General features: G+C 61.9%; 23 protein-coding genes. 5 read left to right on the forward strand and 18 right to left on the reverse strand.

The window, feature by feature from the left end:
* Positions 1-40 precede the first annotated feature (40 nt).
* Positions 41-2,329 (reverse strand): 5-methyltetrahydropteroyltriglutamate--homocysteine S-methyltransferase, encoded by a 2,289-nt coding sequence (gene metE, locus H7A77_RS12815; RefSeq protein WP_084587943.1) that lies wholly within the window; start codon positions 2,327-2,329, stop codon positions 41-43.
* Positions 2,330-2,419: 90 nt separating this feature from the next.
* On the opposite strand from metE, the gene metR reads away from it, so the two are divergent.
* A complete protein-coding gene (gene metR, locus H7A77_RS12820; RefSeq protein ID WP_016929455.1) occupies positions 2,420-3,364 on the forward strand; it encodes an HTH-type transcriptional regulator MetR in 945 nt (314 codons plus the stop codon).
* Between the two features lie 15 nt (positions 3,365-3,379).
* Here metR and H7A77_RS12825 read toward each other — a convergent pair whose 3' ends face one another.
* Positions 3,380-4,240 carry a carboxylate/amino acid/amine transporter gene (locus H7A77_RS12825; RefSeq protein ID WP_033652651.1) on the reverse strand — a complete coding sequence of 287 codons (861 nt, stop codon included), beginning with the start codon at positions 4,238-4,240 and terminating at the stop codon, positions 3,380-3,382.
* Between the two features lie 151 nt (positions 4,241-4,391).
* On the opposite strand from H7A77_RS12825, the gene H7A77_RS12830 reads away from it, so the two are divergent.
* Complete coding sequence (locus tag H7A77_RS12830; protein ID WP_033652650.1) at positions 4,392-4,721, forward strand: hypothetical protein; 330 nt, start codon at positions 4,392-4,394, stop codon at positions 4,719-4,721.
* Here H7A77_RS12830 and H7A77_RS12835 read toward each other — a convergent pair.
* The 12 genes from H7A77_RS12835 to H7A77_RS12890 all read right to left on the reverse strand — a co-directional run bounded on the left by H7A77_RS12835 (position 4,702) and on the right by H7A77_RS12890 (position 16,988).
* The gene (locus tag H7A77_RS12835; protein ID WP_047573112.1) at positions 4,702-5,658 is read right to left on the reverse strand and encodes an AEC family transporter; all 957 of its coding nucleotides are present in this window, start codon (positions 5,656-5,658) and stop codon (positions 4,702-4,704) included. The genes H7A77_RS12830 and H7A77_RS12835 overlap by 20 nt on opposite strands.
* 60 nt (positions 5,659-5,718) lie before the next feature.
* Positions 5,719-6,456: a glycerophosphodiester phosphodiesterase gene (gene ugpQ, locus H7A77_RS12840; RefSeq protein ID WP_033644980.1), complete on the reverse strand. Its 738-nt coding sequence runs from the start codon at positions 6,454-6,456 to the stop codon at positions 5,719-5,721.
* Positions 6,456-7,526: a sn-glycerol-3-phosphate import ATP-binding protein UgpC gene (locus H7A77_RS12845; protein WP_043137521.1), complete on the reverse strand. Its 1,071-nt coding sequence runs from the start codon at positions 7,524-7,526 to the stop codon at positions 6,456-6,458. The genes ugpQ and H7A77_RS12845 overlap by 1 nt, the downstream gene beginning before the upstream one ends.
* A gap of 5 nt (positions 7,527-7,531) precedes the next feature.
* On the reverse strand, positions 7,532-8,377 hold the full coding sequence (ugpE, locus tag H7A77_RS12850) for a sn-glycerol-3-phosphate ABC transporter permease UgpE (protein WP_182074285.1): 846 nt from the start codon (positions 8,375-8,377) through the stop codon (positions 7,532-7,534).
* Positions 8,374-9,261 (reverse strand): sn-glycerol-3-phosphate ABC transporter permease UgpA, encoded by an 888-nt coding sequence (gene ugpA / locus H7A77_RS12855; RefSeq protein WP_015376293.1) that lies wholly within the window; start codon positions 9,259-9,261, stop codon positions 8,374-8,376. Before ugpA ends, ugpE begins: the two co-directional genes overlap by 4 nt.
* Before the next feature lie 78 nt (positions 9,262-9,339).
* On the reverse strand, positions 9,340-10,659 hold the full coding sequence (gene ugpB / locus H7A77_RS12860) for a sn-glycerol-3-phosphate ABC transporter substrate-binding protein UgpB (protein WP_182074286.1): 1,320 nt from the start codon (positions 10,657-10,659) through the stop codon (positions 9,340-9,342).
* 187 nt (positions 10,660-10,846) lie between these two features.
* Positions 10,847-12,034, reverse strand: a complete 1,188-nt coding sequence (locus H7A77_RS12865; protein ID WP_182074287.1) for a PLP-dependent aminotransferase family protein — start codon at positions 12,032-12,034, stop codon at positions 10,847-10,849.
* 44 nt (positions 12,035-12,078) lie between these two features.
* A complete protein-coding gene (livF, locus tag H7A77_RS12870) occupies positions 12,079-12,780 on the reverse strand; it encodes a high-affinity branched-chain amino acid ABC transporter ATP-binding protein LivF (RefSeq protein WP_004934391.1) in 702 nt (233 codons plus the stop codon).
* Positions 12,781-12,784: 4 nt separating this feature from the next.
* The gene (gene livG / locus H7A77_RS12875) at positions 12,785-13,552 is read right to left on the reverse strand and encodes a high-affinity branched-chain amino acid ABC transporter ATP-binding protein LivG (RefSeq protein WP_069100525.1); all 768 of its coding nucleotides are present in this window, start codon (positions 13,550-13,552) and stop codon (positions 12,785-12,787) included.
* Positions 13,549-14,832, reverse strand: a complete 1,284-nt coding sequence (locus tag H7A77_RS12880) for a high-affinity branched-chain amino acid ABC transporter permease LivM (RefSeq protein WP_182074288.1) — start codon at positions 14,830-14,832, stop codon at positions 13,549-13,551. Before H7A77_RS12880 ends, livG begins: the two co-directional genes overlap by 4 nt.
* The gene (gene livH, locus H7A77_RS12885) at positions 14,829-15,755 is read right to left on the reverse strand and encodes a high-affinity branched-chain amino acid ABC transporter permease LivH (RefSeq protein WP_015376290.1); all 927 of its coding nucleotides are present in this window, start codon (positions 15,753-15,755) and stop codon (positions 14,829-14,831) included. Before livH ends, H7A77_RS12880 begins: the two co-directional genes overlap by 4 nt.
* Before the next feature lie 117 nt (positions 15,756-15,872).
* Positions 15,873-16,988 carry a branched-chain amino acid ABC transporter substrate-binding protein gene (locus H7A77_RS12890; RefSeq protein ID WP_025304902.1) on the reverse strand — a complete coding sequence of 372 codons (1,116 nt, stop codon included), beginning with the start codon at positions 16,986-16,988 and terminating at the stop codon, positions 15,873-15,875.
* A gap of 405 nt (positions 16,989-17,393) precedes the next feature.
* On the opposite strand from H7A77_RS12890, the gene panM reads away from it, so the two are divergent.
* From panM to H7A77_RS12905, 3 genes are read left to right on the forward strand one after another with little or no spacing between them, the layout of a single operon-like run.
* A complete protein-coding gene (gene panM / locus H7A77_RS12895; protein ID WP_033644987.1) occupies positions 17,394-17,786 on the forward strand; it encodes an aspartate 1-decarboxylase autocleavage activator PanM in 393 nt (130 codons plus the stop codon).
* Complete coding sequence (locus H7A77_RS12900) at positions 17,783-19,000, forward strand: DUF3142 domain-containing protein (protein WP_182074289.1); 1,218 nt, start codon at positions 17,783-17,785, stop codon at positions 18,998-19,000. The genes panM and H7A77_RS12900 overlap by 4 nt, the downstream gene beginning before the upstream one ends.
* A 43-nt stretch (positions 19,001-19,043) precedes the next feature.
* Positions 19,044-21,056, forward strand: a complete 2,013-nt coding sequence (locus tag H7A77_RS12905) for a hypothetical protein (protein WP_370528324.1) — start codon at positions 19,044-19,046, stop codon at positions 21,054-21,056.
* A 64-nt stretch (positions 21,057-21,120) separates the two neighbouring features.
* Here H7A77_RS12905 and rpoH read toward each other — a convergent pair whose 3' ends face one another.
* From rpoH to ftsY, 4 genes are all read right to left on the reverse strand, one after another.
* A complete protein-coding gene (rpoH, locus tag H7A77_RS12910) occupies positions 21,121-21,978 on the reverse strand; it encodes an RNA polymerase sigma factor RpoH (RefSeq protein WP_004934345.1) in 858 nt (285 codons plus the stop codon).
* A 317-nt stretch (positions 21,979-22,295) separates the two neighbouring features.
* Positions 22,296-23,249: a permease-like cell division protein FtsX gene (gene ftsX / locus H7A77_RS12915; RefSeq protein WP_033636680.1), complete on the reverse strand. Its 954-nt coding sequence runs from the start codon at positions 23,247-23,249 to the stop codon at positions 22,296-22,298.
* Positions 23,239-23,910, reverse strand: a complete 672-nt coding sequence (gene ftsE / locus H7A77_RS12920; protein WP_004934337.1) for a cell division ATP-binding protein FtsE — start codon at positions 23,908-23,910, stop codon at positions 23,239-23,241. The genes ftsX and ftsE overlap by 11 nt, the downstream gene beginning before the upstream one ends.
* A 5-nt stretch (positions 23,911-23,915) precedes the next feature.
* A complete protein-coding gene (ftsY, locus tag H7A77_RS12925) occupies positions 23,916-25,553 on the reverse strand; it encodes a signal recognition particle-docking protein FtsY (RefSeq protein ID WP_182074291.1) in 1,638 nt (545 codons plus the stop codon).
* Positions 25,554-25,572: the final 19 nt, after the last annotated feature.

The following is a 25,572-nucleotide window of genomic DNA, read 5'->3' on the forward strand; positions in this document are numbered from 1 at the left end:
CCAGTAAATCTATCTGCGGCGGTTTACCCGCCGCACGGCATCACGCGTGCTCGCGCAGGCGCTGCGCCGCCAATACCATGTTGGCCAGCGACTGCCGGGTTTCCGGCCAACCGCGAGTTTTCAGGCCGCAATCGGGGTTGACCCACAGGCGTTCCGCCGGGATGTTCTGCGCTGCTTTACGCAGCAGCGCTTCGATCCATTCCACGCTCGGCACGTTCGGCGAGTGGATATCGTAGACGCCCGGCCCGATTTCGTTCGGGTATTCGAACTCTTTGAAGGCTTCCAGCAGATCCATATCGGAACGCGAGGTCTCGATGGTGATCACGTCGGCGTCCAGCGCGGCGATGGAGTCCATGATGTCGTTGAACTCGCAGTAACACATGTGGGTGTGGATCTGGGTGTCATCCTGCGCCACGGCGGCGTTCAATTTGAAGGCGTCCACCGCCCAGTTCAGGTAGGCGGCCCAGTCGGATTGTCGCAGCGGCAGCCCCTCGCGCAGCGCAGGTTCGTCGATCTGAATGATGCCGATGCCGGCTTTTTCCAAATCCTCCACCTCGTCGCGCAGCGCCAGCGCAATCTGCTTGGCGATCACTTCGCGGGTCACGTCTTCACGCGGGAACGACCAGCACAGGATGGTCACCGGCCCGGTCAACATGCCTTTCACCGGCTTGTCGGTCAACGACTGGGCGAATTTGGCCCATTCGACGGTAATGGCTTCCGGGCGGCTGACGTCACCGATGATCACCGGCGGCTTCACGCAGCGGGAACCGTAGCTCTGCACCCAACCATTCTGGGTAAACACGAAGCCGTCGAGGTTCTCACCGAAATATTCCACCATGTCGTTGCGCTCGGCTTCACCGTGCACCAGTACGTCCAACCCGAGGCGCTCCTGCTCGACGATCGCCTGTTTGATGTGCTCACCGATGCTGGTGCGGTAGTTGCTGCCGTCCAAACGGCCCTGTTTGAAGTCCAGACGCAGGCCGCGGATTTCGGTGGTCTGTGGAAACGAACCGATGGTCGTCGTCGGCCAGGCCGGCAGCTTGAAACGCTCGCGCTGCGCCCTGGCGCGCTCGGCGTACGCGCTGCGGCGTTCGCAGTCCTGCGCGGTGATCGCGGCCAGACGGCGCTCAACCTGTGGGTTATGCACGCGGTTCGACTGGCGACGGGCGCGGATCGGCGCGCTGTAGGCGTCCAGCTCGGCCTGTTTCGTCGCGTCAGGCGCGTTCAGCGCCGAGCTCAACAGCGCCAGCTCGGCGCATTTTTGCAGGGCGAAGGCGAACCAGCTTTTCACTTCTTCGTCCAGACGGCTTTCCACGCTCAGATCGATCGGGCTGTGCAGCAGTGAACAGGAGGTGCCGATCCATAGCGGGCGCTGTCCCACCAGCGGCTGCAGACGTTCGAACCAGCGGCTCAGATCGGCGCGCCAAACGTTGCGGCCGTTGATCACGCCCAGCGACAGCAGCCAGTCTTGCGGCAATACGGCGCTCAGCGCGGCGATATCGTCATGGCCGGCGACCAGATCGACGTGCAGCCCCTGCACCGGCAGCGTGCGAATGGTGTCGAGGTTGTGGCCGACGCTGTCGAAATACGTGGTCAACAGCAACTTAACCTGCCCCTGCAACGCGTCATACGCCGGTTTGAAGGCGTCCAGCCAGGCTTGCGGCAGCTCCAGCACCAGCGCAGGTTCGTCGATTTGCACCCACTCGACGCCGCGCTTCGCCAGTTCCGCCAGCACCTGCTGGTAAACCGGCAGGATCTCTTTCAGCAGCGACAGGCGGTCGAACGGCTCGCCCTTCACTTTACCCAACCACAGATAAGTCACCGGGCCAAGCAGCACCGGCTTGATGTGATGCCCCAGCGCCAGCGCTTCGTCCACTTCGTCCAGCAGTTGGGTCCAGCCCAGCTTGAACTGCTGGCCTTGCTGGAATTCGGGCACCATGTAGTGATAGTTGGTGTTAAACCATTTGGTCATTTCCGCCGCGGCCGCCGGCTCGCCGGTCGGTGCGCGGCCACGGCCGATGCGGAACAGCGTGTCCAGATCAATAGAGCCATCCGCATTCTGATGGCGCGCCGGCACGTTGCCCAGCAGCAGGCTGGTGGTCAACACATGATCGTACCAGGCGAAATCGCCGACCGGCACCAAATCCACCCCGGCCTGCCGTTGCTGCTGCCAATGACGAGCGCGCAGCTCGCGGCCAACCGCCAACAGCTCTTCCTGCGTTGAGTTGCCAGCCCAGTAGCTTTCCTGAGCTTTTTTCAGCTCACGTCGTAGCCCAACGCGAGGAAAACCCAGTGTGTGATTCAAGATTGCCATCGTCATATTCCCCATTTAGCCGTCCAGATGTTTACACATCCATAATCAGCAGGTACTGTATTAACCACAAGCGCAATTTATTCACTGTCAATGTGAAGGACTCTCATGATCGAACTGAAACATTTACGGACGCTGCAGGCTCTGCGCAACAGCGGTTCGTTGGCGGGGGCGGCGGCCCAACTTCATCAGACGCAGTCTGCCCTGTCGCACCAGTTCAGCGATCTTGAGCAACGTCTGGGCTTCAAGCTGTTCGTGCGCAAGAGCCAGCCCCTGCGCTTCACCGCCCAGGGCGAGATCCTGCTGCAGCTGGCGGAACAGGTGCTGCCGCAGATCCAGCAGGCGCTGCAGGCCTGCCACGAGCCGCATCAAACCACGCTGCGCATCGCCATCGAATGCCACAGCTGCATTCAGTGGTTGACGCCGGCGCTGGACAACTTCCGCCAGCGTTTCCCGCAGGTAGTGATGGACTTCACCTCCGGCGTCACTTTCGATCCGCAGCCGGCCCTGCAACAAGGCGAGCTGGATCTGGTGATGACGTCGGATATCCTGCCGCGCAGCGGCCTGCACTATTCGCCGATGTTCGATTTTGAGGTGCGTCTGGTGCTGGCGCCGGATCATCCGCTCGCCGGCAAGCCGCACATCGAGCCGGAAGACTTGAGCGATGAAACGCTGTTGATTTACCCGGTGCAGCGCCAGCGGCTGGATATCTGGCGGCATTTCCTGCAGCCGGCGGGCGTCAACCCGGCGTTGAAGAACGTCGATAACACGCTGCTGCTGATCCAGATGGTCTCGGCGCGGATGGGGATTGCGGCGCTGCCGCATTGGGTGGTGGAAAGTTTCGAACGGCAGGGGCTGGTGGTGACCAAAACCCTGGGTGACGGCCTGTGGAGCCGCCTGTACGCCGCCGTGCGCGACGGTGAACAGCGCCAGGCGGTGACCGAAGCCTTTATCCGCTCGGCCCGCCAGCACGCCTGCGATCATCTGCCGTTCGTGCGCGACGCCGCACGCCCTGGCGCGACCGGCGCCAAAGCGTTGGCGGCCGGCGTATAAACTGCCGGCCCCCGTTTAGCCGAGCTGTTTCGGCGCCACCCAGCGGCGGTGCACCCACAGCGAAGCGACGATCACCGCCCCACCGAGGATAAAGCTCGGCCAGTGCGGCTGCTGCTGCCAAATGGCCAGGTTGACCAACAAGCCGGCCGGCACATGCATGTTGTTCATGATGCCGAGCGTGCCGGCATCGACCTGCGTCGCGCCGTAGTTCCACATGAAGTAACCCAACCCCGACGCCACCACGCCCAGCCAGATCAGCACGCCCCACTGCAGATTGGTGGTTGGCAGCTGCTGCGGATTGCCCCACAGGAACCAAGCCACCACCGCCACCGCCGCCGCCCCCAGGTAGAACCAGGAAAAGGCGGTGTGCTGCGGCAAGGGGTGCACTTCCATCAGGCGCTTATAGCCGACCATGCCGATGGCGAAGCTGATGTTCGCCGCCTGCACCAGCAACAGCCCCCACCAGAAGTGTTCGCTCAGTTGGTGATAGCGAATGATCGCCGCGCCCAGCACCGCCAGCAGCGCGCTGAAGGCGTAGCCCCAGCGCAGGCGACGGCCGCTCAGCAAGTCGTAGATCAGCGTGATGTACAATGGCGTCAGCACGGTGAACAACAGGAACTCCGGCACCGTCAGATAGAGATAGGCGCGGAAGCTGATGAGGTACATGATGCCCAGCTGGAAGGCGCCCACCAGCATATACAGCAGGATCACCTTGAGTTTGATGTTGCGCCAGCGCAGGAACGGCAGGAACACCAGCGCCGCCAGCCCGATGCGCATCAGCACCGAGAACCAGCTGTCGACATGGCCCGCCAAATATTCGCCGATCAGGCTGAAAGAGAACGCCCACAGAATGGTGGTGATAACCAAGAGCAGCACGATGGGTTCATCCTAACAATTCATAAACCGCGATTGTAACGGAAGATGGACGCATAAGGGGATGAAAGGCGGTTTACATCTGAACAAAATACAAACTACCGGCAAAATTTCACCGCTGAGTTAGGCTTAATAAAAAGGCGAGGTAACCATCATGAAAACTTCTCACATTCTGTTCGCTCTACTGTTGCTGCCTGGGTTGGCGGCGGCGGCCAACGGCGTAACCGACCTGCGCTCACAGCAGCAGTTACTCAACCAAAACAGCCAGCAGGCGCAACAACAGCGCTTGTTGAACAACCGGCAGATGGATCAACGCCGCCTCCAGCAGCAGCGACAGTTCGACAATCAACGGCAACAGCTGTTGCAAACCGCGCCGAACGGCGGGCAACTGCTGCCTAACGGCAACCAGCCGCGCGATCCGTTCAATCGCACCGCGCCGGCGGTGCCGCAGGCGCCGATGCCGGCTACGCCCGCACGCCCATAACGGTGAGGATCAGCGGCGTGGTGATCGCCGCCAGCACGGTGGACATCACCAGGCTGGTGGCGGCCGGGCCGGTGAGCGTATTGAACTGGCGCGACATCAGGTAGACGTTCACCCCCACCGCCATTGAGCCCAACAGCACCACCACGCGGGTCTCCATCGGCGGCAGATCCATCATCCAGGCCAGCAGCCAAATCACCAACGGCTGCACCAGCAACTTCAGCACGCAGATGGCGCTGCTCAGCTGCCAGCCTTCGCTGATGCGATACTCCGCCAGGCCCATGCCGAGCACCACCAGCGACAGCGGTGCCGCCACCTGGCCGAGCATGCTGACCGGCCGATCGACGAAGGCCGGCAGCGGCAGGCCGGTCAGGCTGAACAGGGTGCCGGACAGGATGCCGACGATCAACGGGTTGGTCAGCACGCTGCGGGCGGTTTTGGCAAAGCCGCTCAGCGTCGGCGAGCCGTTGCGCGCCCATTCGATCGACACCGTCACCAGCGTCCACAGGATCAGGCCGTTGAACACCAGCACCAGCGCCACCGACGGGATCGCCGCCTGCCCCAGCATCACACTGGCGATCGGTAAACCGAGCATCACGTTATTGGAGAAAATACCGCCCAGCGCAAACACCGAACCAGCGACCCCATCCAGCCGGAAGAGGTGCCGGGCGACCAGGCGGCCGAGCACGAACACCAGCAGGCAACTGCCGAAGAACGCGATCAGCAGCCGGGCGTCGACCGCCGGGCGCTGCGAGAAATCGCACATCATGCGAAACAGCATGGCGGGCAAAGCGAGGGAAAACACGAAGCGCGTCAGGCCATCGGTGATGCTGGAAGGCCATTTCCCCCAGCGAATCAGCCCATAACCCAACGCGATCAGGACGAACAGCGGTAAAGACAGCACGATCTGGTGCCACAGTGACATCATAAAGCCTGGCATCGCATTCCTTCCGGTGGCGCGGCGGCAAGGCTTGTCGTCGCGGGATTCATCGGCGCCGGATTAAAAATCCGGGCCAATCAAATCTATCCGGTCGGTGCAAATGCAGTCAACGCCCCAGTCGAGCAGCAGACGCGCGCGATCCGGTTGGTTGACGGTATACACCAGAATGCGTAGACCGGCGTCTTTCAACGCTTTCACCCGCTCAGCGGTCAGCGCTTTGTGGTCGATATGCAGCGAGACGCAATCCAGACGCTCCGTCAGCTCGCGCCAGTTGTCGTCCCAGGCCTCCAGCAGCAGGCCGCGCGGCAAGTCCGGCACGGTGCGTTGCGCCGCCGCCAACGCTTCCACCGAGAAGGAGGAGAGCAGCGGGTCGGTCTGCCCTTGCCACAGCAACCGCGCCGCCAGCGCCACCACCCGCCCGGTTTCATCGTCGCTGCCGGTGGTCGGTTTGATCTCGATATTGGCCATCAGGCCGTGTTCCCGGCAGCGTTCCGCCACCTCCGACAGCAGCGGCAGCCGCTCGCCCTTGAAGGCCGAGCTGTACCAGTTGCCGGCGTCCAGCTGCACCAGTTTGTCCCACGGCAGCTCGCCCGCCACGCCCCAACCGTTGCTGGTGCGATCCAGCGTGTCGTCGTGCAGCAGGAAAATTTGCCCGTCCTGCGCCAGCTTGGCGTCGAACTCGATCATCTTGTGGCCGTGGCGCGCGCCGACGTCGATCGCCGCCAGAGTGTTTTCCGGCGCCAGAGAACCGCCGCCGCGGTGGGCGACAATATGAGGGTAAGGCCAGGGTCTCGTCATCAATCCATCCGTAATCCGCTGTGGGTGTCAAAGAAGTGCAGCGCCTGAGCAGGCAGCTGCAAATATAGCGTACTGCCCGCCGTCGGCAAGGTTTCATGCGACAGCCGCGCGATCACCCCGTGACCGCCCCACTGGCCGTGCGCCAGATTGTCGGCCCCCAGCAGTTCCAGCGTCTGCAGCTGCAGCGGCACGCCCTGGCCTTGCGCCACCAGCTGAATATGCTCCGGCCGAATGCCCAGCGTCAACGGCCGCCCCGCCCACTGCGGCTTGGCCGCCGGCAACGGCAGCGTCATGCCGTCCGCCAGCAGCAGCTGGCCGCCGTCGGCGCTCAGGGTGCCTGGCAACAGGTTCATCGCCGGCGAGCCGATAAAGCCGGCGACGAACAGCGAAGCCGGCCGTTGGTACACTTCGCTCGGGGTGCCGATCTGCTCCGCCACGCCCTTGTTCATTACGATCACCCGCTGCGCCAGCGTCATCGCCTCCACCTGGTCGTGAGTCACGTACAGGCTGGTGGTTTTCAGGCGTCGGTGCAGCTGTTGCAGCTCCAGGCGCATCTGCACCCGCAGCTTGGCGTCCAGGTTGGACAGCGGTTCATCGAACAGGAACACCGCCGGTTCGCGCACGATGGCGCGCCCCATCGCCACGCGCTGGCGCTGGCCGCCGGAAAGTTCGCGCGGTTTACGTTTGAGCAGCGGCTCCAGCTCCAGGATGCGCGCCGCTTCCTCCACTCGCTGGCGGATATGCTCCTTGCCGAAACCGCGGATCTTGAGGCCGTAAGCCATGTTGTCGTACACGCTCATGTGCGGATAGAGCGCGTAGTTCTGGAACACCATCGCGATGCCGCGATCCTTGGGCTCCAGATCGGTCACGCGCCGGGTATCGATATAGATATCGCCGCTGGTGGTGCGCTCCAGTCCGGCCACCATCCGCAGCAGCGTGGATTTGCCGCAGCCGGACGGGCCGACCATCACGATGAATTCACCGTCCGCCACGTCGAGGTCGATCTGTTTGATCACCGGCGTTTTACCGTCGTAAGACTTGGTGACCGCCTGTAGTTTTAATCCTGCCATCGTCGTTATTTCTCGCTATCAACCAGACCGCGCACAAACCAGCGCTGCATCAGAAGCACCACCGCCAGCGGTGGCAATAAAGTCAGAATCATCGCCGCCATCACCTGGTTCCACTGGGTCGGCGCGCCGGAAGTGGAGATCATGCTCTTGATGCCCGCCACCGCGGTGCCCATCGAAACGTCGCTGGTGATCAGGATCGGCCACAGGTATTGGTTCCAGCCGTAAATAAAGGTGATGACGAACAGCGCCGCCAGATTGGTTTTCGACAGCGGCAACACGATGTCCCAGAAGAAACGCATCGGCCCGGCGCCGTCGATGCGCGCCGCCTCCAGCAGCTCATCCGGCAGCGTCATGAAGAACTGGCGCAGCAGGAAGGTGGCGGTGGCCGAGGCCATCAGCGGTAGCGTCAGGCCGGTATAGCTGTCCAGCAGGTTGAGGTTGGAGATCACCTCCACCGTCGGGAAAATGCGCACTTCCACCGGCAGCATCAGGGTGAGGAAAATCAGCCAAAAAAACAGGCTGCGCAGCGGGAAACGGAAATACACGATGGCGTAAGCCGACAGCACTGACACCGCGATCTTGCCGCAGGTGATCGCCAGCGCCATGATCACGCTGTTGAGCAGCAGCAGCGAGAACGGCACCTTGAGGTTGCCCACGCCGCCCTGCCAGATATTGCGGATGTTCTCCCACAGGTGCCCGCCGGGCACCAGCGTCATCGGCACCTGAAACACCTGCTTGTCGTCCAGCGTGGCGGCGACAAAGGCCACGTACAGCGGGAACAGCACCACCAGCACGCCGATAATCAGCATCACATGGCTGAAGACATCCAGCCCGCGTCGATTCTCAATCATTGGTAGCGCACCTTACGTTCAACGAAGCGGAACTGGATCACCGTCAGGCCGATCACCAGCAACATCAGGATCACCGACTGCGCGGCGGAACTGGAGAGATCCAGCCCGGCGAAGCCTTCGCGGTAGATCTTGTAGATCAACGTGGTGGTGGACTGCACCGGCCCGCCGCCGGTGGCGGCGTCGATCACCGGGAAGGTATCGAAGAAGGCGTACACCAGATTGACCACCAGCAGGAAGAAGCTCACCGGCGCGATCAGCGGCAGCACCAGATGGAAGAAACGCCGCACCGGGCCGGCGCCGTCGATGGCCGCCGCTTCCACCAGCGAACGCGGGATCGACTGCAGCGCCGCGAGGAAAAACAGGAAGTTATAGCTTATCTGCTGCCATACCGAGGCCAGCACCACCAGGAACATCGCCTGGCCGCTGTTTTGCGCATGATTCCAGTTATAGCCCAGACCATTGAGGAAATGGGTGATCAACCCCAGACCGGGGTTGAACAGAAAGATCCACAGCACCGCCGCCACCGCTGGCGCCACCGCGTAGGGCAGGATCATCAGCGTGCGATAGAGGCGGCTGCCGCGCAGCACGTAGTCCACCAGCGCAGCGAAGAACAGCGAAACCGCCAGCCCGATGCCCGCCACCAGGAAGCTGAAGATCAGCGTGGTGTAGAACGAGTCGAGATAGTAAGGATCCTGGAACAGCTGTTTAAAGTTATCCAGCCCGACAAACTGGCTGGACAGGCCGAACGGATCGAGGCTCTGCACCGAATACCACAGCGCTTCGCCGGCGGGCCATAAAAAGAAGACAGCGGTAATCAGCAGCTGCGGCAGCACCAGCGCATAGGGCAACCAGCTGCAGCCGAAACCGGGACGGGAAGATGACATAGCAGTTAAACCATTAATCGGGTACGGAAGGATCGGCGTGAAGACGCGAGCCCGATCAGACGGGCCCGCGACGCGGGATTACTTGGTCGATGCTTCGAAGCGGCGCAGCAGCACGTCACCGCGCTGCACGGCGGCGTCCAACGCCTGCTGAGGCGTTTTCTTGCCGGTCCACACGCCTTCCAGCTCCTCATCCACCACGCTGCGGATCTGCGGCATGTTGCCCAGGCGCAGGCCCTTGGTGAACGGCAACGGCGGCTTGTTCAGCATCTGACGAGTGGCGACGTCGGCCCCCGGGTTCTTGTCGTAGAAGCCCTGCTGCTTGGTCAGATCGTAAGCCGCGGTGGTGATCGGCAGATAGCCGGTCTTCTGGTGCCATTCGGCGGCGATTTCCGGCTGCGCCAGGTACTGCAGGAATTCGGCCACGCCCTTGTAGGTGGCGGCGTCTTTGCCGTTCATCACCCACAGGCTGGCCCCGCCGATGATGGCGTTTTGCGGCGCATTTTTCGCGTCGGCGTCGTACGGCATCATGCCGACGCCGTAGTTGAATTTGGCGTAGTGCTTGATGTCCGCCAGCGAACCGGATGAGGCGGTGGTGATGGCGCAGTCGCCGTTATAGAACTTCTCGGTGGATTCGTCTTTGCGGCCGAAATAGGTGAAGTCGCCCTTCTTGTTCATCGCTTCGAGCAGCGTAATATGTTTGACCTGCAGCGGTTGGTTGAACTCCAGCTTGGCGCTGGTGCCGCCAAAGCCGTTGTTTTCACTGGCGAACGGCACGCCATGCCAGGCGCTGAAGTTCTCCAGTTGGATCCAGCCCTGCCAGCCGCTGGCGTAACCGCACTTCATGCCGGCTTCGCGCAGTTTGGCGGTATCCGCCGCCAGTTCCTGCCAGGTTTTCGGCGGTTGATCCGGGTTCAGGCCGGCCTTTTTGAAGGCGTCTTTGTTGTAGTACAGCACCGGCGTGGAGCTGTTGAACGGCTGCGACAGCAGATGGCCGCTCTTGTTGTCGGTGTAATAGCCGGCCACCGTCGGCACGAACACCGATTCGTCGAAGTTGATGCCGGCCTCTTTAAACACTTCGTAGACCGGCTTGATGGCTTTGCTGGCCATCATGGTGGCGGTGCCCACTTCGTAAACCTGCAGGATCGCCGGCGCCTTGCCGGAGCGGTAAGCGGCGATACCCGCCGCCAGGCTCTGCTCGTAGTTGCCTTTATAAACCGGCACAATCTTGACGTCGCTGTGCGACTGGTTGAAGCGATCCGCCAGAGAGTCCACTTCTTTACCCAGTTCGCCTTCCATCGAATGCCAGAACGGGATTTCTGTCGCCGCCAACGCCTGGGCGCTGACCGCCAGGGTCAATGCGACGCACAGCGTGGTTTTGCGAATAGCGTAGGTGAGCATGCCTAACTCCTGAAAAAGCTGGTGTAAAAGCGCGTGAGCGAAAAGAATCAGTTTTTTGTTCGGAAGCTAACATGCCATGCGCGGATGACAGAAAAATAACCGTTAGATGACATCCACATGACGGCAAGGTGAAGTGAAGATGGCGGTTTGATGTCGGCGGCGGGCATCAGCTCCGCCGCCGCGAGGCTTATAGCGAACGGCGCAGGCGCGCGACCGCTTCTTGCATCTGCTGCTCGGTGGCGGTGGCGAACGACAGGCGGAAGGTCGAACGATCCGGGTTGTCGGAGAAGAAGTATTCCCCCGGCACGAACACTACGCCCTGCTGCAGCGTGGTGTTCAGCCATTCGGTGGCGTTGAACGGCTGGCGGAAACGCGCCCACAGGAACATGCCACCCTTCGGTTTATCGAAGGTGATGTAGTCGCCCAGCTCCTGCTCCACCAAACCGGCCAGGATCTCACCCTTCTGTTTGTAGGCGGCGCGGATCTTGTCGATCTGGGCCGGCAGGCGATCCAGGCCGAGGTAGCATTCGACGATGCTCTGCGACAGGGCGCTGGCGTGCAGATCCGCCGCCTGTTTGATGATCGCCACTTTATGCAGCAGGAACGGCGGCAGGATCGCCCATCCCAGGCGCAGGCCCGGCGCCAGGATCTTGGAGAAGGTCGAGGTATAGATGATGTGGTCGGTATTGCCCAGCACCCGCTGCGACACCTGATGCAGCGTCGGGTGGCGCTCTTCGGTGAAACGCAGCTCGCCGTACGGATCGTCTTCGATGATCAGGAAGTTATGTTCGGCGGCCAGCTTCACCAGCAGTTCGCGGCGCGCGGCGCTGAGGGTGATGCCGCTCGGGTTGCCGAAGTTCGGCACCACGTACACGCCCTTGATGCGCTGGGTTTTCAGCAGCTCGGCCAGCTCTTCCACCACCATGCCGTCGCTGTCGGACGAGACCGACATGATGTTGGCCTCCGCCAGTTCCAGCGTTTGCAGCGCCGCCAGGTAGGTCGGGCGCTCCACCACGAACACGTCGCCCGGGTTGACGATGGCGCGCATCACCAAATCCAGGGCCTGCTGAGAGCCGGCGGTGACCATCACCTCTTCTGCGCGCGCGGTGACGCCGCGCTCGGCGCACAGCGTGCAAATGCGCTCACGCAGCAGCGGGCTGCCCTCGGTCAGGCCATACTGGAATGCGCTTTTCGGCTGTTCGGTGATCGCCTGCTGGGTGGCGATGCTCAATCCTTCGAAATCGAACAGCGCATCAGAGGGGATGCCGCCCGCCAGCGAAATGACGTGTTCCATCTTGCTGTGCTTAAGCAATTCACGGATGGCCGAACTTTTTACGTTAACGATGCGCTGCGCGAGTAACCCTTCTGTCTTCATTTCTTCTTCTCGTACCTGATTATTTTAATTCGTAGGGGGGCGGATTAACCGCCCAAATACGCCGACCTCACTGCTTCGTTGGCTAACAATGCAGCCCCCGTATCTTCCAACACCACGCGGCCGTTTTCCAGCACATAACCGCGGTCCGCCAATTTCAGCGCCTGATTGGCGTTTTGCTCCACCAGGAAGATGGTCATGCCCTCTTCCCGCAGCTGCTGAATGATGTCGAAGATCTGCTGAATGATGATGGGCGCCAGCCCAAGCGAAGGTTCATCGAGCAGCAGCAGCTTCGGCTGGCTCATCAGCGCACGGCCGATGGCCAACATCTGCTGTTCGCCGCCGGACATGGTGCCGGCGCGCTGGCTTCGGCGCTCCAGCAGGCGCGGGAACAGCGTGAACACCCGTTCAATGCGCTGTTGATACTGCTGGCGATCGGCGAAGAAGCCGCCCATCGCCAGGTTTTCTTCCACCGTCATGCGCGAGAAGACTCGCCGCCCTTCCGGCACGATCGCCACCGCTTCGCGCATGATACGCGAGGTTTGCCACTGGGTGATGTCCTGCCCCTGGAAGACGATGCTGCCTTCGCTGGCGCGCGGTTCGCCGCACAGGGTGCCGAGCAGCGTGGTTTTACCGGCGCCGTTGGCGCCGATTAACGTCACGATTTCGCCCTGACTAATCGTGAGACTGACCTGATGCAGCGCCTGGATTTTGCCGTAATGGGCGGATACCTGATTGAATGACAACATATTATTATTCGCCCAAATAAGCCCGGATCACGTCCGGATTGTTGCGGATCTCCGCCGGTGTGCCCTGCGCCAGCGGCGTGCCCTGATTCACCACGTAAATGCGATCGGAGATGCCCATCACCAGCTTCATGTCGTGCTCGATCAGCAACACCGAGACCTTATGCCGATCGCGCAGCTCGACGATCAGATGATCCAGCTCGTCGGTCTCTTTCGGGTTCAGACCGGCGGCCGGTTCGTCCAGCATCAGCAACTCCGGCCGGGTCACCATGCAGCGGGCGATCTCCAGCCGACGCTGCTGCCCGTAGGCCAGATTGCCCGCCGAACGGTTGGCCATCGATAGCAGGCCGACGCGCTCCAGCCACTCCGCTGCGTGCGCCAGTGCCTCGGCTTCGGCGCGGCGGAAGGCCGGGGTTTTCAGCAGCCCGGCGAACACGCCGCTTTTCAGGTGCTGATGCTGCGCCACCAACAGGTTCTCAATCACCGTCATTTCACGGAACAGCCGCACATGCTGGAAGGTGCGCACTACGCCCATACGGGCGATGGCCTGCCCCGCCAGCCCTTCCAGATGGCGATCGCGCAATTTGATGGTGCCGCCGCTCGGGCGGTAGAAACCGGTCAGGCAGTTAAACACCGTGGTTTTACCGGCGCCGTTGGGGCCGATCAGCGACACGATTTCGCCTTCATTGAGCGTCAACGCGACATTGTTGACCGCCAGCAGCCCGCCAAAACGCATTGACAGGCCTTCCACCTGCAGTAAAGGTTGAACGCTCATGCCTGTTCCCCCTTGCCCGCGTGAATTTCCGCCGCCTGCAGCTTCAGCTGCGGCCGCTTCATCGGCAACAGCCCCTGCGGCCGCCAAATCATCATCAGCACCATCAGCGCCCCCAGCAGCAGCATGCTGTATTCATTCAGATCGCGCATCAGCTCGCGCGACACCACCAGCAGGATCGCCGCCAGAATGACCGCGAACTGCGATCCCATGCCCCCCAGTACGACGATCGCCAACACGAAGGCCGACTCGACGAAGGTGAAGGATTCCGGGCTGACGAAACCCTGGCGCGCGGCAAACAGCGTGCCGGCAAACCCGGCGAACGCGGCGCTGATGGTAAAGGCGGTCAGCTTGATGCGCGTCGGGCTGAGGCCCAGCGAGCGGCAGGCGATCTCATCTTCGCGCAACGCTTCCCAGGCGCGCCCGAGCGGCATGCGCAGCAGGCGGTTGATGACGAACAGCGTCAGCACTACCAGCAGCAACGCCACCAGGTACAGAAATACGATGCGATCGCTCGGATCATATTTCAGGCCGAAGACGTTATGGAAGGTATCCCAGCCGCCGTCGCGCACGCTGCGGTTAAACTCCAGGCCGAAGAAGGTCGGTTTCGGGATCTGGCTGATGCCGTTCGGCCCGCCGGTGATCTCGGTATTGTTCAGCAGCAGGATGCGCACGATCTCACCGAAGCCGAGCGTCACGATCGCCAGATAGTCGCCGCGCAGCCGCAGCACCGGGAAACCGAGCAGGAAGCCGAAGGCGGCGGTGACGATGCCCGCCAGCGGCAGGCTCTCCCAAAAGCCGAGGCCGTAATAATGATTCAGCAGCGCATAAGTGTAGGCGCCGATGGCGTAGAAACCGCCGTAGCCGAGCACCAGCAGACCGGACAGGCCCACCACCACGTTGAGGCCGAGGCCCAGCATCACGTAGATCAGCGTCAGGGTGGCGATATCCACCGTGCCGCGCGACACCAGGAACGGCCAGGCGACCGCCGCGACGAGCAGCAGAGCCGCCAGCAGCTTTTGCCGCAGCGTGGTGCCGTCGAAGCTCGGCAGCACGAACGCCGGGCCGGAGACCTTTTTCAGGCCCTGCAGCAGCAGCGGGCGCAACAGCTGGAAGAAAAAGACGATGACGCAGCCGATGCCGATCCACATCCAGCGCACTTCCGCCGCGCCGTGCACCACCAGTTTGGTGCCGTCCAGGCTCAGCTGCATGCCCATCAGGAACGACGCCATCACGAACAGCACCGCCGTGGCGATCAGCGCATTGAGCAGATTGAGTTTCATACTTTCTCAACCTCCGGACGCCCGAGGATGCCGGTCGGCATGATCAGCAGCACCACGATCAGCAGCGCGAACGACACCACGTCTTTGTATTCGGTGCTCAGGTAGGCGGAGGTCAGCGCTTCCGCCACGCCCAGCACCAGGCCGCCGATCATCGCGCCCGGAATGCTGCCGATGCCGCCCAGAACCGCGGCGGTGAAGGCTTTCATACCGGCCATAAAGCCGATGTAAGGGTTGATGACGCCGTAGAACTGGCCGAGCAACACCCCGGCCACCGCCGCCATCACCGCACCGATGACGAAGGTCAGCGAGATCACCCGGTCCGTGTTGATGCCCAGCAGGCTAGCCATCTTCAGATCTTCCGCACAGGCGCGGCAGGCACGGCCCATGCGCGAATAGCGGATAAACAGCGTCAGCGCCAGCATCGCCAGGAAGGTCACGAGCCAGATGGTCAGCTGCATGGTGCTGATGGTGGCGGCGAAGCCGTTGCTTTCCCCCAGCACCCACTGGCCGGTCACCAGGCTGGGCAGCGCCAGATCGCGTGAGCCCTGCGTCAGGCTGACGTAGTTTTGCAGGAATATCGACATGCCGATGGCCGAGATCAGCGCAATCAGGCGCTTGGAGTTGCGCACCGGCTTGTAGGCCACCCGCTCGATGCTCCAGCCGTAGGCGCTGGCGATGACGATCGAGACCAGGAACGCGGCGCCGATCAGCAGCCAGCCGACGTCGATGCCGAGCATCATCAGGGCGGCGATAACGATAAAGGAGACATAGCTGCCGATCATGTACACCTCGCCGTGGGCGAAGTTGATCATGCCGATGATGCCGTAAACCATGGTGTAACCGATGGCGATCAATGCATAGGTGCTGCCCAACGTTAAGCCGTTGAACATCTGCTGCAGAAAATAGAGGAGCTGCTCTGACATACTCTGAACCCTTGGCTGCGAAACCCGCCGGCGGAGAACCGGCGGGTAAAGGGAGACGGGGCCGACAAGCCGACCCGCCGGGCGCAGCGGGCTGCGCCCCACCCTAATCATTATGGCCTATTTGATCGGTGTGGACGTGCCGTTGGCATGCCATTCGAACACGCCGAACTCGAAGCCTTTCAGATCGCCCTTGTCATCCCAGGTCAGCGGCCCCATCACGGTCTCCACCGGCTTGCCGGTTTTCAGATCCTTGACGATGTCCGCCGGTTCCTGACTGCCGCTGCGCTCCATGCCGGTGGTCAGCGACTGCAGCGCGGCATAGGTGGTCCAGACGAACGGGCCGGTCGGATCCAGCTTCTTGGCTTTCAACGCATCGACGATCGGCTGGTTGGCAGGCACCTGATCGTAGCGTTTCGGCAGCGTCACCAGCATGCCTTCCGAAGCGGCGCCGGCGATGTTGGACAGTGAGGAGTTGCCCACGCCTTCCGGCCCCATGAAGCGGGTAGTCAACCCGGCCTGCTTGGCCTGACGCAGGATCTGGCCCATTTCCGGGTAGTAACCGCCGAAGTACACGAAGTCGATATTCTCTTTCTTCAGGCGCGCCACCAGGGTGGAGAAGTCTTTGTCGCCGGCGGTGATGCCTTCGAACATCGCCACTTCGGTGCCCTGTTTTTTCAGGCTGTCGCGCACCGAGCGCGCCAGGCCTTCGCCGTATTGTTGCTTGTCGTGCACCACGGCGATGCGCTTCGGCTTGATGTCGCTGAGGATGTATTTGGCGGCGGTCGGGCCCTGATCCGAATCCAGACCGGTGGTGCGCAGGATCATCTTGTAGCCGCGGGTGGTCAGATCGGCGTTGGTGGCCGCCGGGGTAATCATGATCACGCCTTCGTCTTCATAGATATCGGACGCCGGCTGGGTGGAAGAGGAGCACAGGTGGCCGATCACGTAGCGAATGCCGTCGTTGATCACCTTGTTGGCGACCGCAACCGCCTGTTTCGGGTCGCAGGCGTCGTCGTATTCCACGCCGACCAGCTTGTCGCCCTTGATGCCGCCCTTGGCATTAATGTCGGCAATCGCCTGGCGCGCGCCGGTAAATTCCATGTCGCCATACTGCGCGACCGGGCCGGACATTGCCCCGACGATCGCCACCTTGATGTCTTTCGCCATGGCCGCCTGGCTCATGGCCATCGCAATACAACCCGCCAGCAGTGCCTTACCTGTTGTTAATTTCATCCGCAAATCCCCATCTGTCGTTGTGAACGTACCTGTTGTGTTTGCCTGCGCCCGATCGTTATTGACCGCTTTTGTTATAAGTAATAATGATTTAGGCGTTTTTTTGGCATTGTTTTCTAATAAGACTTTATTTTTCATACCATTAAACAGGAATTTTCTGCTGCAAATCAACTTCATCCGGCAGAAACAAGCGGTGTAAACAGGATAAAATTCGAATTAAATCTGCGCTGTTTACCTTGAGGCGTAGCGCGTTGTGCTGGTTAACAATCCGTTTACTAACTATTTACTCGGAAAATGCCCCGTGCAAAAAACATATTGCACAGTAATCGTACAGAAAAACTTACACAACGCTCTGCACAAGATCTATTACACTGTCGGCATCATTTAGCTGCGCGGAAATTCTGCATGAAACTGACCATCGAGCGCCTGACCGCGCTGTCCCCGCAAGACCTTATCGACCTCGGTAAAATTTGGCCGCACCAGCAGCCGGAACAGTGGCAGAGCTGGCTGAGCGGCGGCAAGGCGCTGTTCGCCGCCCGCTTCAACGAGCGTCTGCTGGGCGCGGTGAAAATTGCGCTGCAGGACGACCGCGCCGAACTGCTGGATCTGCTGGTACGCGAAGTGACGCGCCGCCGCGGCGTCGGTCTTTACCTGGTGCAAGATGCACAGCGTCAGCTGCCGCAGGTCGCCCATTGGCAGCTGTCGACCGCCGGTCTGGCGCCGCGCGAACGTGGGGAAGTCGATAACTTCATGCGCGCCTGCGGCTTCGCGCCGCAGGGCGATCTCTGGCAAAAATGAAACGCCGGCTGGCGGCGCTGGTCTTGATTGCGCTGGGGTTGGCGGCCTGGTTCGCCGGGCGTCAGCAGGCGCTGCGCCAGGCCTCAGGCTGGGATCAGCAGGTTTACGTTTGGCAGCGGGTTTGGACGCCGCAACACGCCGATGCGCTGGCGCGCAGCCGCGATCTGTTCGGCGCGCTGCGGGTGCTGGCGCTGCAGGTGCATCCACGCGAAGGCTGGCGGGAAATCCCGGCCGATCTCAGCCTGCTGAAGCGGGACGGCCGCCCGCTCTGGCTGGTAGCGCGCCTCGACGGCCAGCTGCCGCAGCTGGACCAAGAAGCCATTATCCAGCGTCTGCTGGCGATCACCCAGCGCTGGCAGGCGGCCGGGCTGCCCGTCACCGGCGTCGAGATCGATCATGATGCCGCCACCGCCCGCCTGCCGGACTACCAACGCTTTCTACAGCGGCTGCGCCAACGGCTGCCCGCCGCTTTGCAACTCGGCATCACCGCCCTGCCGGCCTGGATCGGCTCGCCCAACTTGCCCGGCGTACTGCAACAGGCCGACAGTTCCGTTCTGCAAGTGCATGCGGTGCTCTCACCGCAGCAGGGGCTGTTTGACGGCCCCTTGGCGCTGCGCTGGGTGCGGCAGTACGCCGCCGTCACACCGAAACCGTTTCGCGTCGCGCTGCCGGCCTATGGCATGGCGCTGCTGGGGTTTGATGCGCAAGGCGCGCAGGTGGAGAGCGAATCCTCGCTGCGCGTGGCCGGCAACGGCCGCAAACTGACGGTCGCGCCGCAGCAGATCGCCGATTTTCTGCAAACGCTGGCGCAGCAAACGCCGCCCCGACTGCGCGGCGTGATTTGGTTCCGACTGCCGCTGGCGGACGATCGGCGCGCCTGGTCGCTCGCCACGCTGCGAGCGGTGATCGAACGGCGGCCGCTGAATGTCGACTGGCAGGTAAAATTTAGGCCTCAGCCGCAGCAAAACGGGCTGTATGATCTGATAATTCATAACAACGGGCCGGTGGACGCCCCGCTGCCGCAAGAGGTGGTCATCCGCGCCGACGACTGCCTGGCGGCGGACGCGGTCGGCAACTACCGGCTGGAATCCGCACCGCAACGGCAACGCTTTATTCGCATCAGCAGCGACCAGCTGCGAGCCGGGCAATCCCGGCCGCTGGGCTGGCTGCGCTGCCAACAACTGACGCCAGGAGGCACCCTTGTCACACCTTGATTCGCGCGCGGCACGGAACACCCGCCGCCTTCTTCCGCTGGCCATGCTGATCGGCGCCGCACTGCCGCTGGGCGGCTATGCCTGCGGCCCGGATTTTCCTAACCGGCTGCTGATCGATCGCAACGGCACTCTGCTGTATATGCCGGAGGGCAATTTCGCCTTCGAAGCCGGCCGGCTGGTGCCGATGGATAAACAGTTGCCGCACTGGCAAGCCCCGCCGCCGCCGATGCCGCCGAAACCGATGCCGCAATCGCCGGAAACGATAGCGATAGGCAAAATGCGCGCCGCCAAAACGGTGGAAGAGGCTGACGCCGTCAATACGCAGGGGTTGTCCAACGCCGCGCGTCTCTATCAACTGGGCGCCGTGGCTTTCGCCAGCCACGATCCGCGCGCCGCAGACTATTTCCAACAGGTGCTGAAGCTACCGGCCGCCGAGCAGGGCGACTGGGGACTGCGGGCGCAGTATTCGCTTGGCCGCGTACTGATGGCTGACCACGGGACGCCGGTAAACGAATCCGGTGAAGCGGCCCCCGCCGCCGAGCACCCGCCAAAAGCCGCGCTTGAACAGGCGCTGACGGCATTCCAGCAGGTGATCGACCGGGTGAAAAGCGGCGCCGCCGATCCCGATCAGTTGGCGCTGAGCAGCCTTGGGCAGCAGGCGCGCATCCACCTGTGGCTGGGTGACGTCGCCCCCGCCGCCCATCTGTACGCGCAACAGGCGGCGCAGGGCGATCCGAGCGGCGGGCAGTCGCTGCAGTACGTCTCCAGCTTCCTGGTCAACCCCGACCATTTGGACACGCTGAAACAGATTATCGGCGATCCGTTGATCCAGCAGCTGGTGACCATTGAACTGTTCGCCCGCAGCGGCAACCTGCAAATGGCGGATACCGACGGCAACGGCCGCTCCGCGCAAATCATCAACCAGATCCTGACGCTGCTGGACGGCTCAGTGAAAAGCGGCTTCGCCGGCAGCGATCGGCTGGCGGCGCTGGCTTACCGTTCGGGGCAGTACCCGATGGCGGCGAGCCTGCTGAAAAACGCCGGCGACAGCGGCCTCGCATGGTGGCTGCGCGCCAAAATGGCGCTGCGCGACGGTGACGTGAAAGCCGCCACCGCCGCCTACGCCAAGGCGGCAAGCGCGTTCCCCGCCGACGAAAGCTGGGGTGAACAGCGCAACGCCGACTTCGTCGCGGAAACCATCGTGCCCGAGTGCCGGGTGGCCGGCGAACAGGCCATCCTGGCGCTGAACCGAGGCGACTATCTGCAGGCGATGGACCTGCTGTATCGCGGCAAAGCGCTCTACTGGGCCGACGTGGCCGACGTGGCGGAACGGGTGCTGACCGTCGATGAGTTGAAAGGCTTTGTCGATAAGCACGCCCCGGCGCCGACGACGCCGCTCAAGCCGATTAATCCGGACGATTACGGCGGCCAGCAGATCACGCCGGAGGTGCAGCTGCGCGAACTGCTGGCGCGGCGGCTGATGCGCGCCGGGCGATCGCCGGAGGCGCTGGCCTACTTCGATATCCCCAACTATCGGCAAGCGGCGCAGCAGTTCGCCGACGAGCTGAAGGCCGCCAAGGACAAATCCGCTGCGCCGCTGACGCGCGCGCAGGCTTACTATCGCGCCGCCAACCTGCTGCGCGCCCAGGGGCTGGAGTTTACCGGCTATGAGATGACGCCGGATTACGCCATCTATGGCGCCGGCTATTCCTATCTGGGGGATGCGTTCGATACCCGCGAGCTGAAGCATAAAAGCTGGATCGACAGCGCCGAAGCGGCGCGCGCCAAGGCGGCGCTACCGGAGGAAGACAACCGTTTCCTGCACTATCGCTGGCAGGCGGTGGGGCTGGCGCAACAGGCGGCCGATCTGCTGCCGCCGAAGAGCCAGGCCTATGCCGCCGTGCTGTGTAACGCCGCCAGCTGGGTTATCAAACGCGATGCCAAAACCGGCCGGGCGCTTTATCAGCGCTATATCAACACCGGCACCCGTTATCCGTGGGCGGCGAAATTCGGCTACGACTGCCCGGCGCCGGACTTCGCCACCGTGGCGCCATAACGCCGAATTTCAGGCACTAAAAAGCCCGGCTTGCCGGGCTTTTTTTATCGAATCTCGCATCGACTCAGGCTTCGATCGCCATTTTGAGTTTCTTCATGGCGTTCTTTTCGAGCTGGCGCACGCGTTCGGCGGAAACGCCGTACTGATCGGCCAGCTCCTGCAGCGTCGACTTATTGTCGTCATCCAGCCAACGGGCGCGGATGATATGCTGGCTGCGCTCGTCCAGACCTTCCAGCGCATAGGCCAGTTTGTCTGCGGCGTTGCTTTCCCAGTTATCTTCCTCGATGCCTTCGGCGAAGTCCGAGCTCTTGTCCTGCAGGTACAGCACCGGCGCCATCGACTGGCCATCGCGGGCCTCGTCGTCCGGAGTCGGATCGAACGTCATGTCCTGCGCCGCCATGCGCGATTCCATCTCGCGCACGTCTTTGCTGGTTACACCCAGCTCACGGGCCACCAGTTCCACTTCGTCCTGGTTGAACCAGCCCAAACGCTGTTTGGTTTTGCGCAGGTTAAAGAACAGCTTGCGCTGCGCTTTGGTGGTCGCCACTTTCACAATGCGCCAGTTGCGCAATACGTACTCGTGGATTTCCGCCTTAATCCAATGCACCGCAAAGGAAACCAGACGCACGCCGACTTCCGGGTTGAAGCGGCGAACGGCTTTCATCAGGCCGATGTTGCCTTCCTGAATCAGATCCGCCTGCGGCAGACCATAGCCTGAATAGTTGCGGGCAATATGAGCGACAAAGCGCAGGTGAGACAGGATGAGCTGCTTAGCGGCATCCAGATCGCCCTGATAATGCAGCCGTTCAGCCAGCTCCCGCTCTTCCTCTGCCGTCAGCATCGGATAGGCGTTGGCTGCCCGGATATAGGCTTCCAAGCTACCTTGGGGTACTAAGGCTAAAGTTTGCATTTCTTTGGTCATTCAAACCCTCTCTATGAGAATACAAAATCATGCAGGTGATTATTACAGCGGGGAAATGATTGATTCTACGGCAGTTGCTGAAGCAAAAGCGGTTCCACACGCCGGGCACCTTAACATTTGCTGCAATTTTTGACCGTACTCCGCCCTAAAAGTTCACCCTTTTTTGCAAGCATTGTTGCTGACAATACGTGACGAGGGTGCAGGCCGATAGGGAATTTGTGCGCTAAGAAGAGAGGGATGGTGCTGACTTCGCTTGAGGTCACTCTTCTCCCGCAACGCGATCAAAAGCAGCAGGAGAAGAGTATACCAAAAAAATCTTACTGTGGTGTAAATCGGCGTAAATGTTGCACCGTCGCCAGCCAGGCGGCGATCCAGCCGATCATCGCGGAGATGATCAGCAGCAGCAGCGCCTCATCCCAGCCCAGCCCGTGCAAGGTGAAGGTGGTGCCGAATACCTTGGCCACCCCGGCGACCACCGACTCCAGCTGCCACACCAGCGCGCCGGACAACACCAGCGACAGCAGCGCGCCGGCAAAACCCAGCATCGCCCCGCCGTTGAGGAACGGCCGCAGAATAAAGCCGTCGGTGGCGCCGATCAGCTTCATCACGTTAATGGTGTCGCGGCGGCTGAAGATGCTCAGACGCACGCTGTTGCCGATCACCAGGAACACCGCCACGATCATCAGCACGCCGATGATCGCCGCGATCTGACCCGCCAGCCCGGTCAGCGCCGCCAGGCGGGCAAACCAGCTGTCATCCATACGCACTTCTTCCACGCCCTGCACCGCCGCTACGCGATCGCGCAGGGTGTTGAGGGTATCCGAACTCTGGAAGCTCATCTTCGGCGTGACGATCGCCACCGCCGGCAGCGGGTTCTCTTCCAGCATGTCCAGCGCGCCGCCAAAGCCCGACCAGTTGCGGAACTCGCCGCGCGCTTCTTCACGCGACAGGTAATTGACCTTCTCCACGCCGGCTTCCGCCTTGATGGCGTCGAGCACTTTCAGCGCGGCGTCGTCATCGAGCGATTTATCCAGATAAACGGTCAGCTGCGGCGTTGGATACCACTGGCTGGCCGCGGTGCTGACGTTTTTCCACACGATGTAGCACACGCTCGGCAGCGTCAGGGAAATGGCGATCACCATCACCGTCAGCAGCGTCGCCAACGGCTGACGCAGCATGTCTTTGATGGCGTTCATCCAGGCGTAACGCCACTGTTCGCGCCAGCCGCCGCGCAGCGCCTTGCTCTTGGCGGTTTTTGCGTTATTGGCCATGGTGAGCGCCCCCTTGCATGCGGCCCTGGCTCAGCGTCAGGATGCGGTAATTGCGGCGGGCGATAAGCCCGGTGTCGTGCGTCGCCATCAGTACGGTCACGCCGACGCGGTTGAATTCTTCAAACAGGCGCAGAATGCCTTCCGACAGCGCATCATCCAGGTTACCGGTCGGTTCATCCGCCAGCAGCACCGCCGGCTTGTTCACCACCGCACGGGCGATGCCCACGCGCTGCTGCTCACCGCCGGACAGCTGAATCGGGAAGTTTTTCGCTTTATCCAGCAAACCGACCTTGTCCAGCGCGGCGGAAACGCGGCGGCGGATATCTTCGGTGCTGGCGCCGGCGATGATCAGCGGCATCGCCACGTTGTCATACACCGTGCGATCCAGCAGCAGGTGGTGATCCTGGAAGATCATGCCGATCTGCCGACGCAGGAACGGCACCTCGCGGTTTTTCAAGCGACTGATGTCGTGACCGCCAAACCAGATGTGGCCGGCGCTGGGCCGTTCGATACCGCAAATCAGTTTCAGCAGGGTACTTTTCCCCGCGCCGGAATGGCCGGTCAGAAACGCCATCTCCGCCGGGCGCAGATGGAAATCAACCCCCTGCAGCGCTTGCCGTCCGCCCAGATAAGCTTTACTGACCTGTTCAAAGCGAATCATCCGTATTAATCCTCTCGGGCAAAAAGTGCCTCAATAAAATCGTCAGCCTTAAACGGCCGCAAATCTTCGATGCCTTCCCCGACGCCGATATAGCGGATCGGGATACCGAACTGATCGGCGATGGCGAAGATCACCCCGCCCTTGGCGGTACCGTCCAGTTTAGTCAGCGTGATGCCGGTTAAGCCCACGGCCTCATTAAATAATTTCGCCTGACTGACCGCATTCTGGCCGGTGCTGGCATCGAGCGTCAGCATAACCTCATGGGGGGCCTGGTCGTCCAGTTTTTTCATGACGCGGACGATCTTCTTCAGCTCTTCCATCAGGTGCGATTTGTTCTGCAGACGGCCGGCGGTATCGGCGATCAACACATCAATGCCGCGCGCCTTGGCGGCCTGCACCGCATCGAAGATCACCGAAGCGGAATCCGCGCCGGTATGCTGCGCCACCACCGGAATGCGGTTGCGTTCACCCCACACCTGCAGCTGCTCCACCGCGGCGGCGCGGAAGGTATCCCCCGCCGCCAGCATCACCGACTTGCCTTCCGCCTGGAATTGACGCGCCAGCTTGCCGATGGTGGTGGTTTTACCCACGCCGTTCACGCCGACCATCAAGATGACATACGGGGTTTTCCCGCTGACATCCAGCGGCTGATCGACCTTGGCCAGAATTTCGGACATTTCCTCCTTCAGCTTGCCGTACAGCGCTTCGGCATCTTTCAGCTGCTTGCGGCTGGCGTGCTGGGTCAGGGAGGTGATGATTTTGCGCGTGGTATCCACGCCGACGTCAGCGATCAGCAGCTGTTCTTCCAGCTCGTCGAACAGATCGTCGTCGATCTTTTTACCGCGGAACAGCCCCATAAAGCCGGAGCCGAGGTTTTGTTTGGTCTTCAGCAGGCTGCGTTTCAGGCGGGCGAAGAAGCCTTCTTTGGTCGGCCTTTCCTGTTCTTGCGCCGCGGCCGGCACCACCGGCTCAAGCGGTTCTTCTTCCACTTCCGGCACGGATTCAGGTTCAACGACCGGCTCAGGCTCGACGACCGGCTCAGGCTCGACGACCGGCTCAGGCTCAACAACCGGCTCAGGCTCGACGACCGGCTCGGGTTCAACCACCGGCTCAGGCTCAACGACCGGCTCAGGCTCGACGACCGGCTCAGGTTCAACGACCGGCTCAGGCTCAACGACCGGCTCAGGCTCGACGACCGGCTCAGGCTCGACGACCGGCTCAGGCTCGACGACCGGCTCAGGCTCGACGACCGGCTCAGGTTCAACGACCGGCTCAGGCTCAACGACCGGCTCAGGCTCAACGACCGGTTGCTGTTGCACCGCCGCCTGTTCGGTGACGCTGACGATCTCTTCGGCCAGCGCTTGCGCCGCCGGCTGTTCAGCCGCCGCCGGCAAATTTTCCGCGATTTGCTCGCCGGCCTGACCGTTATCCCACTCTCCCGGGGTGTCGACGGAGGCGGCAGGTTCAGATTCCTGGGCGGGGAGCTTGTCGTCCAGCTTGGCGGCGGCCGGTGCAGCCGGCGTCTCCGCGGCCTGAGCTTCCGCCTGCTCTACCGGCTGCTCAGGTTGCTGTTGCTCTTCTTCCTTTTCCTTCTGGCCAAAGCCCAGCCAGGAGAAAAACCCACGTTTCTTATCTTTTGCCATGTTATGACTCTACTCCGTA

It is taken from the genome of Serratia sp. ME47 (assembly GCF_903970925.1).
Taxonomy (GTDB): domain Bacteria; phylum Pseudomonadota; class Gammaproteobacteria; order Enterobacterales; family Enterobacteriaceae; genus Serratia; species Serratia ureilytica.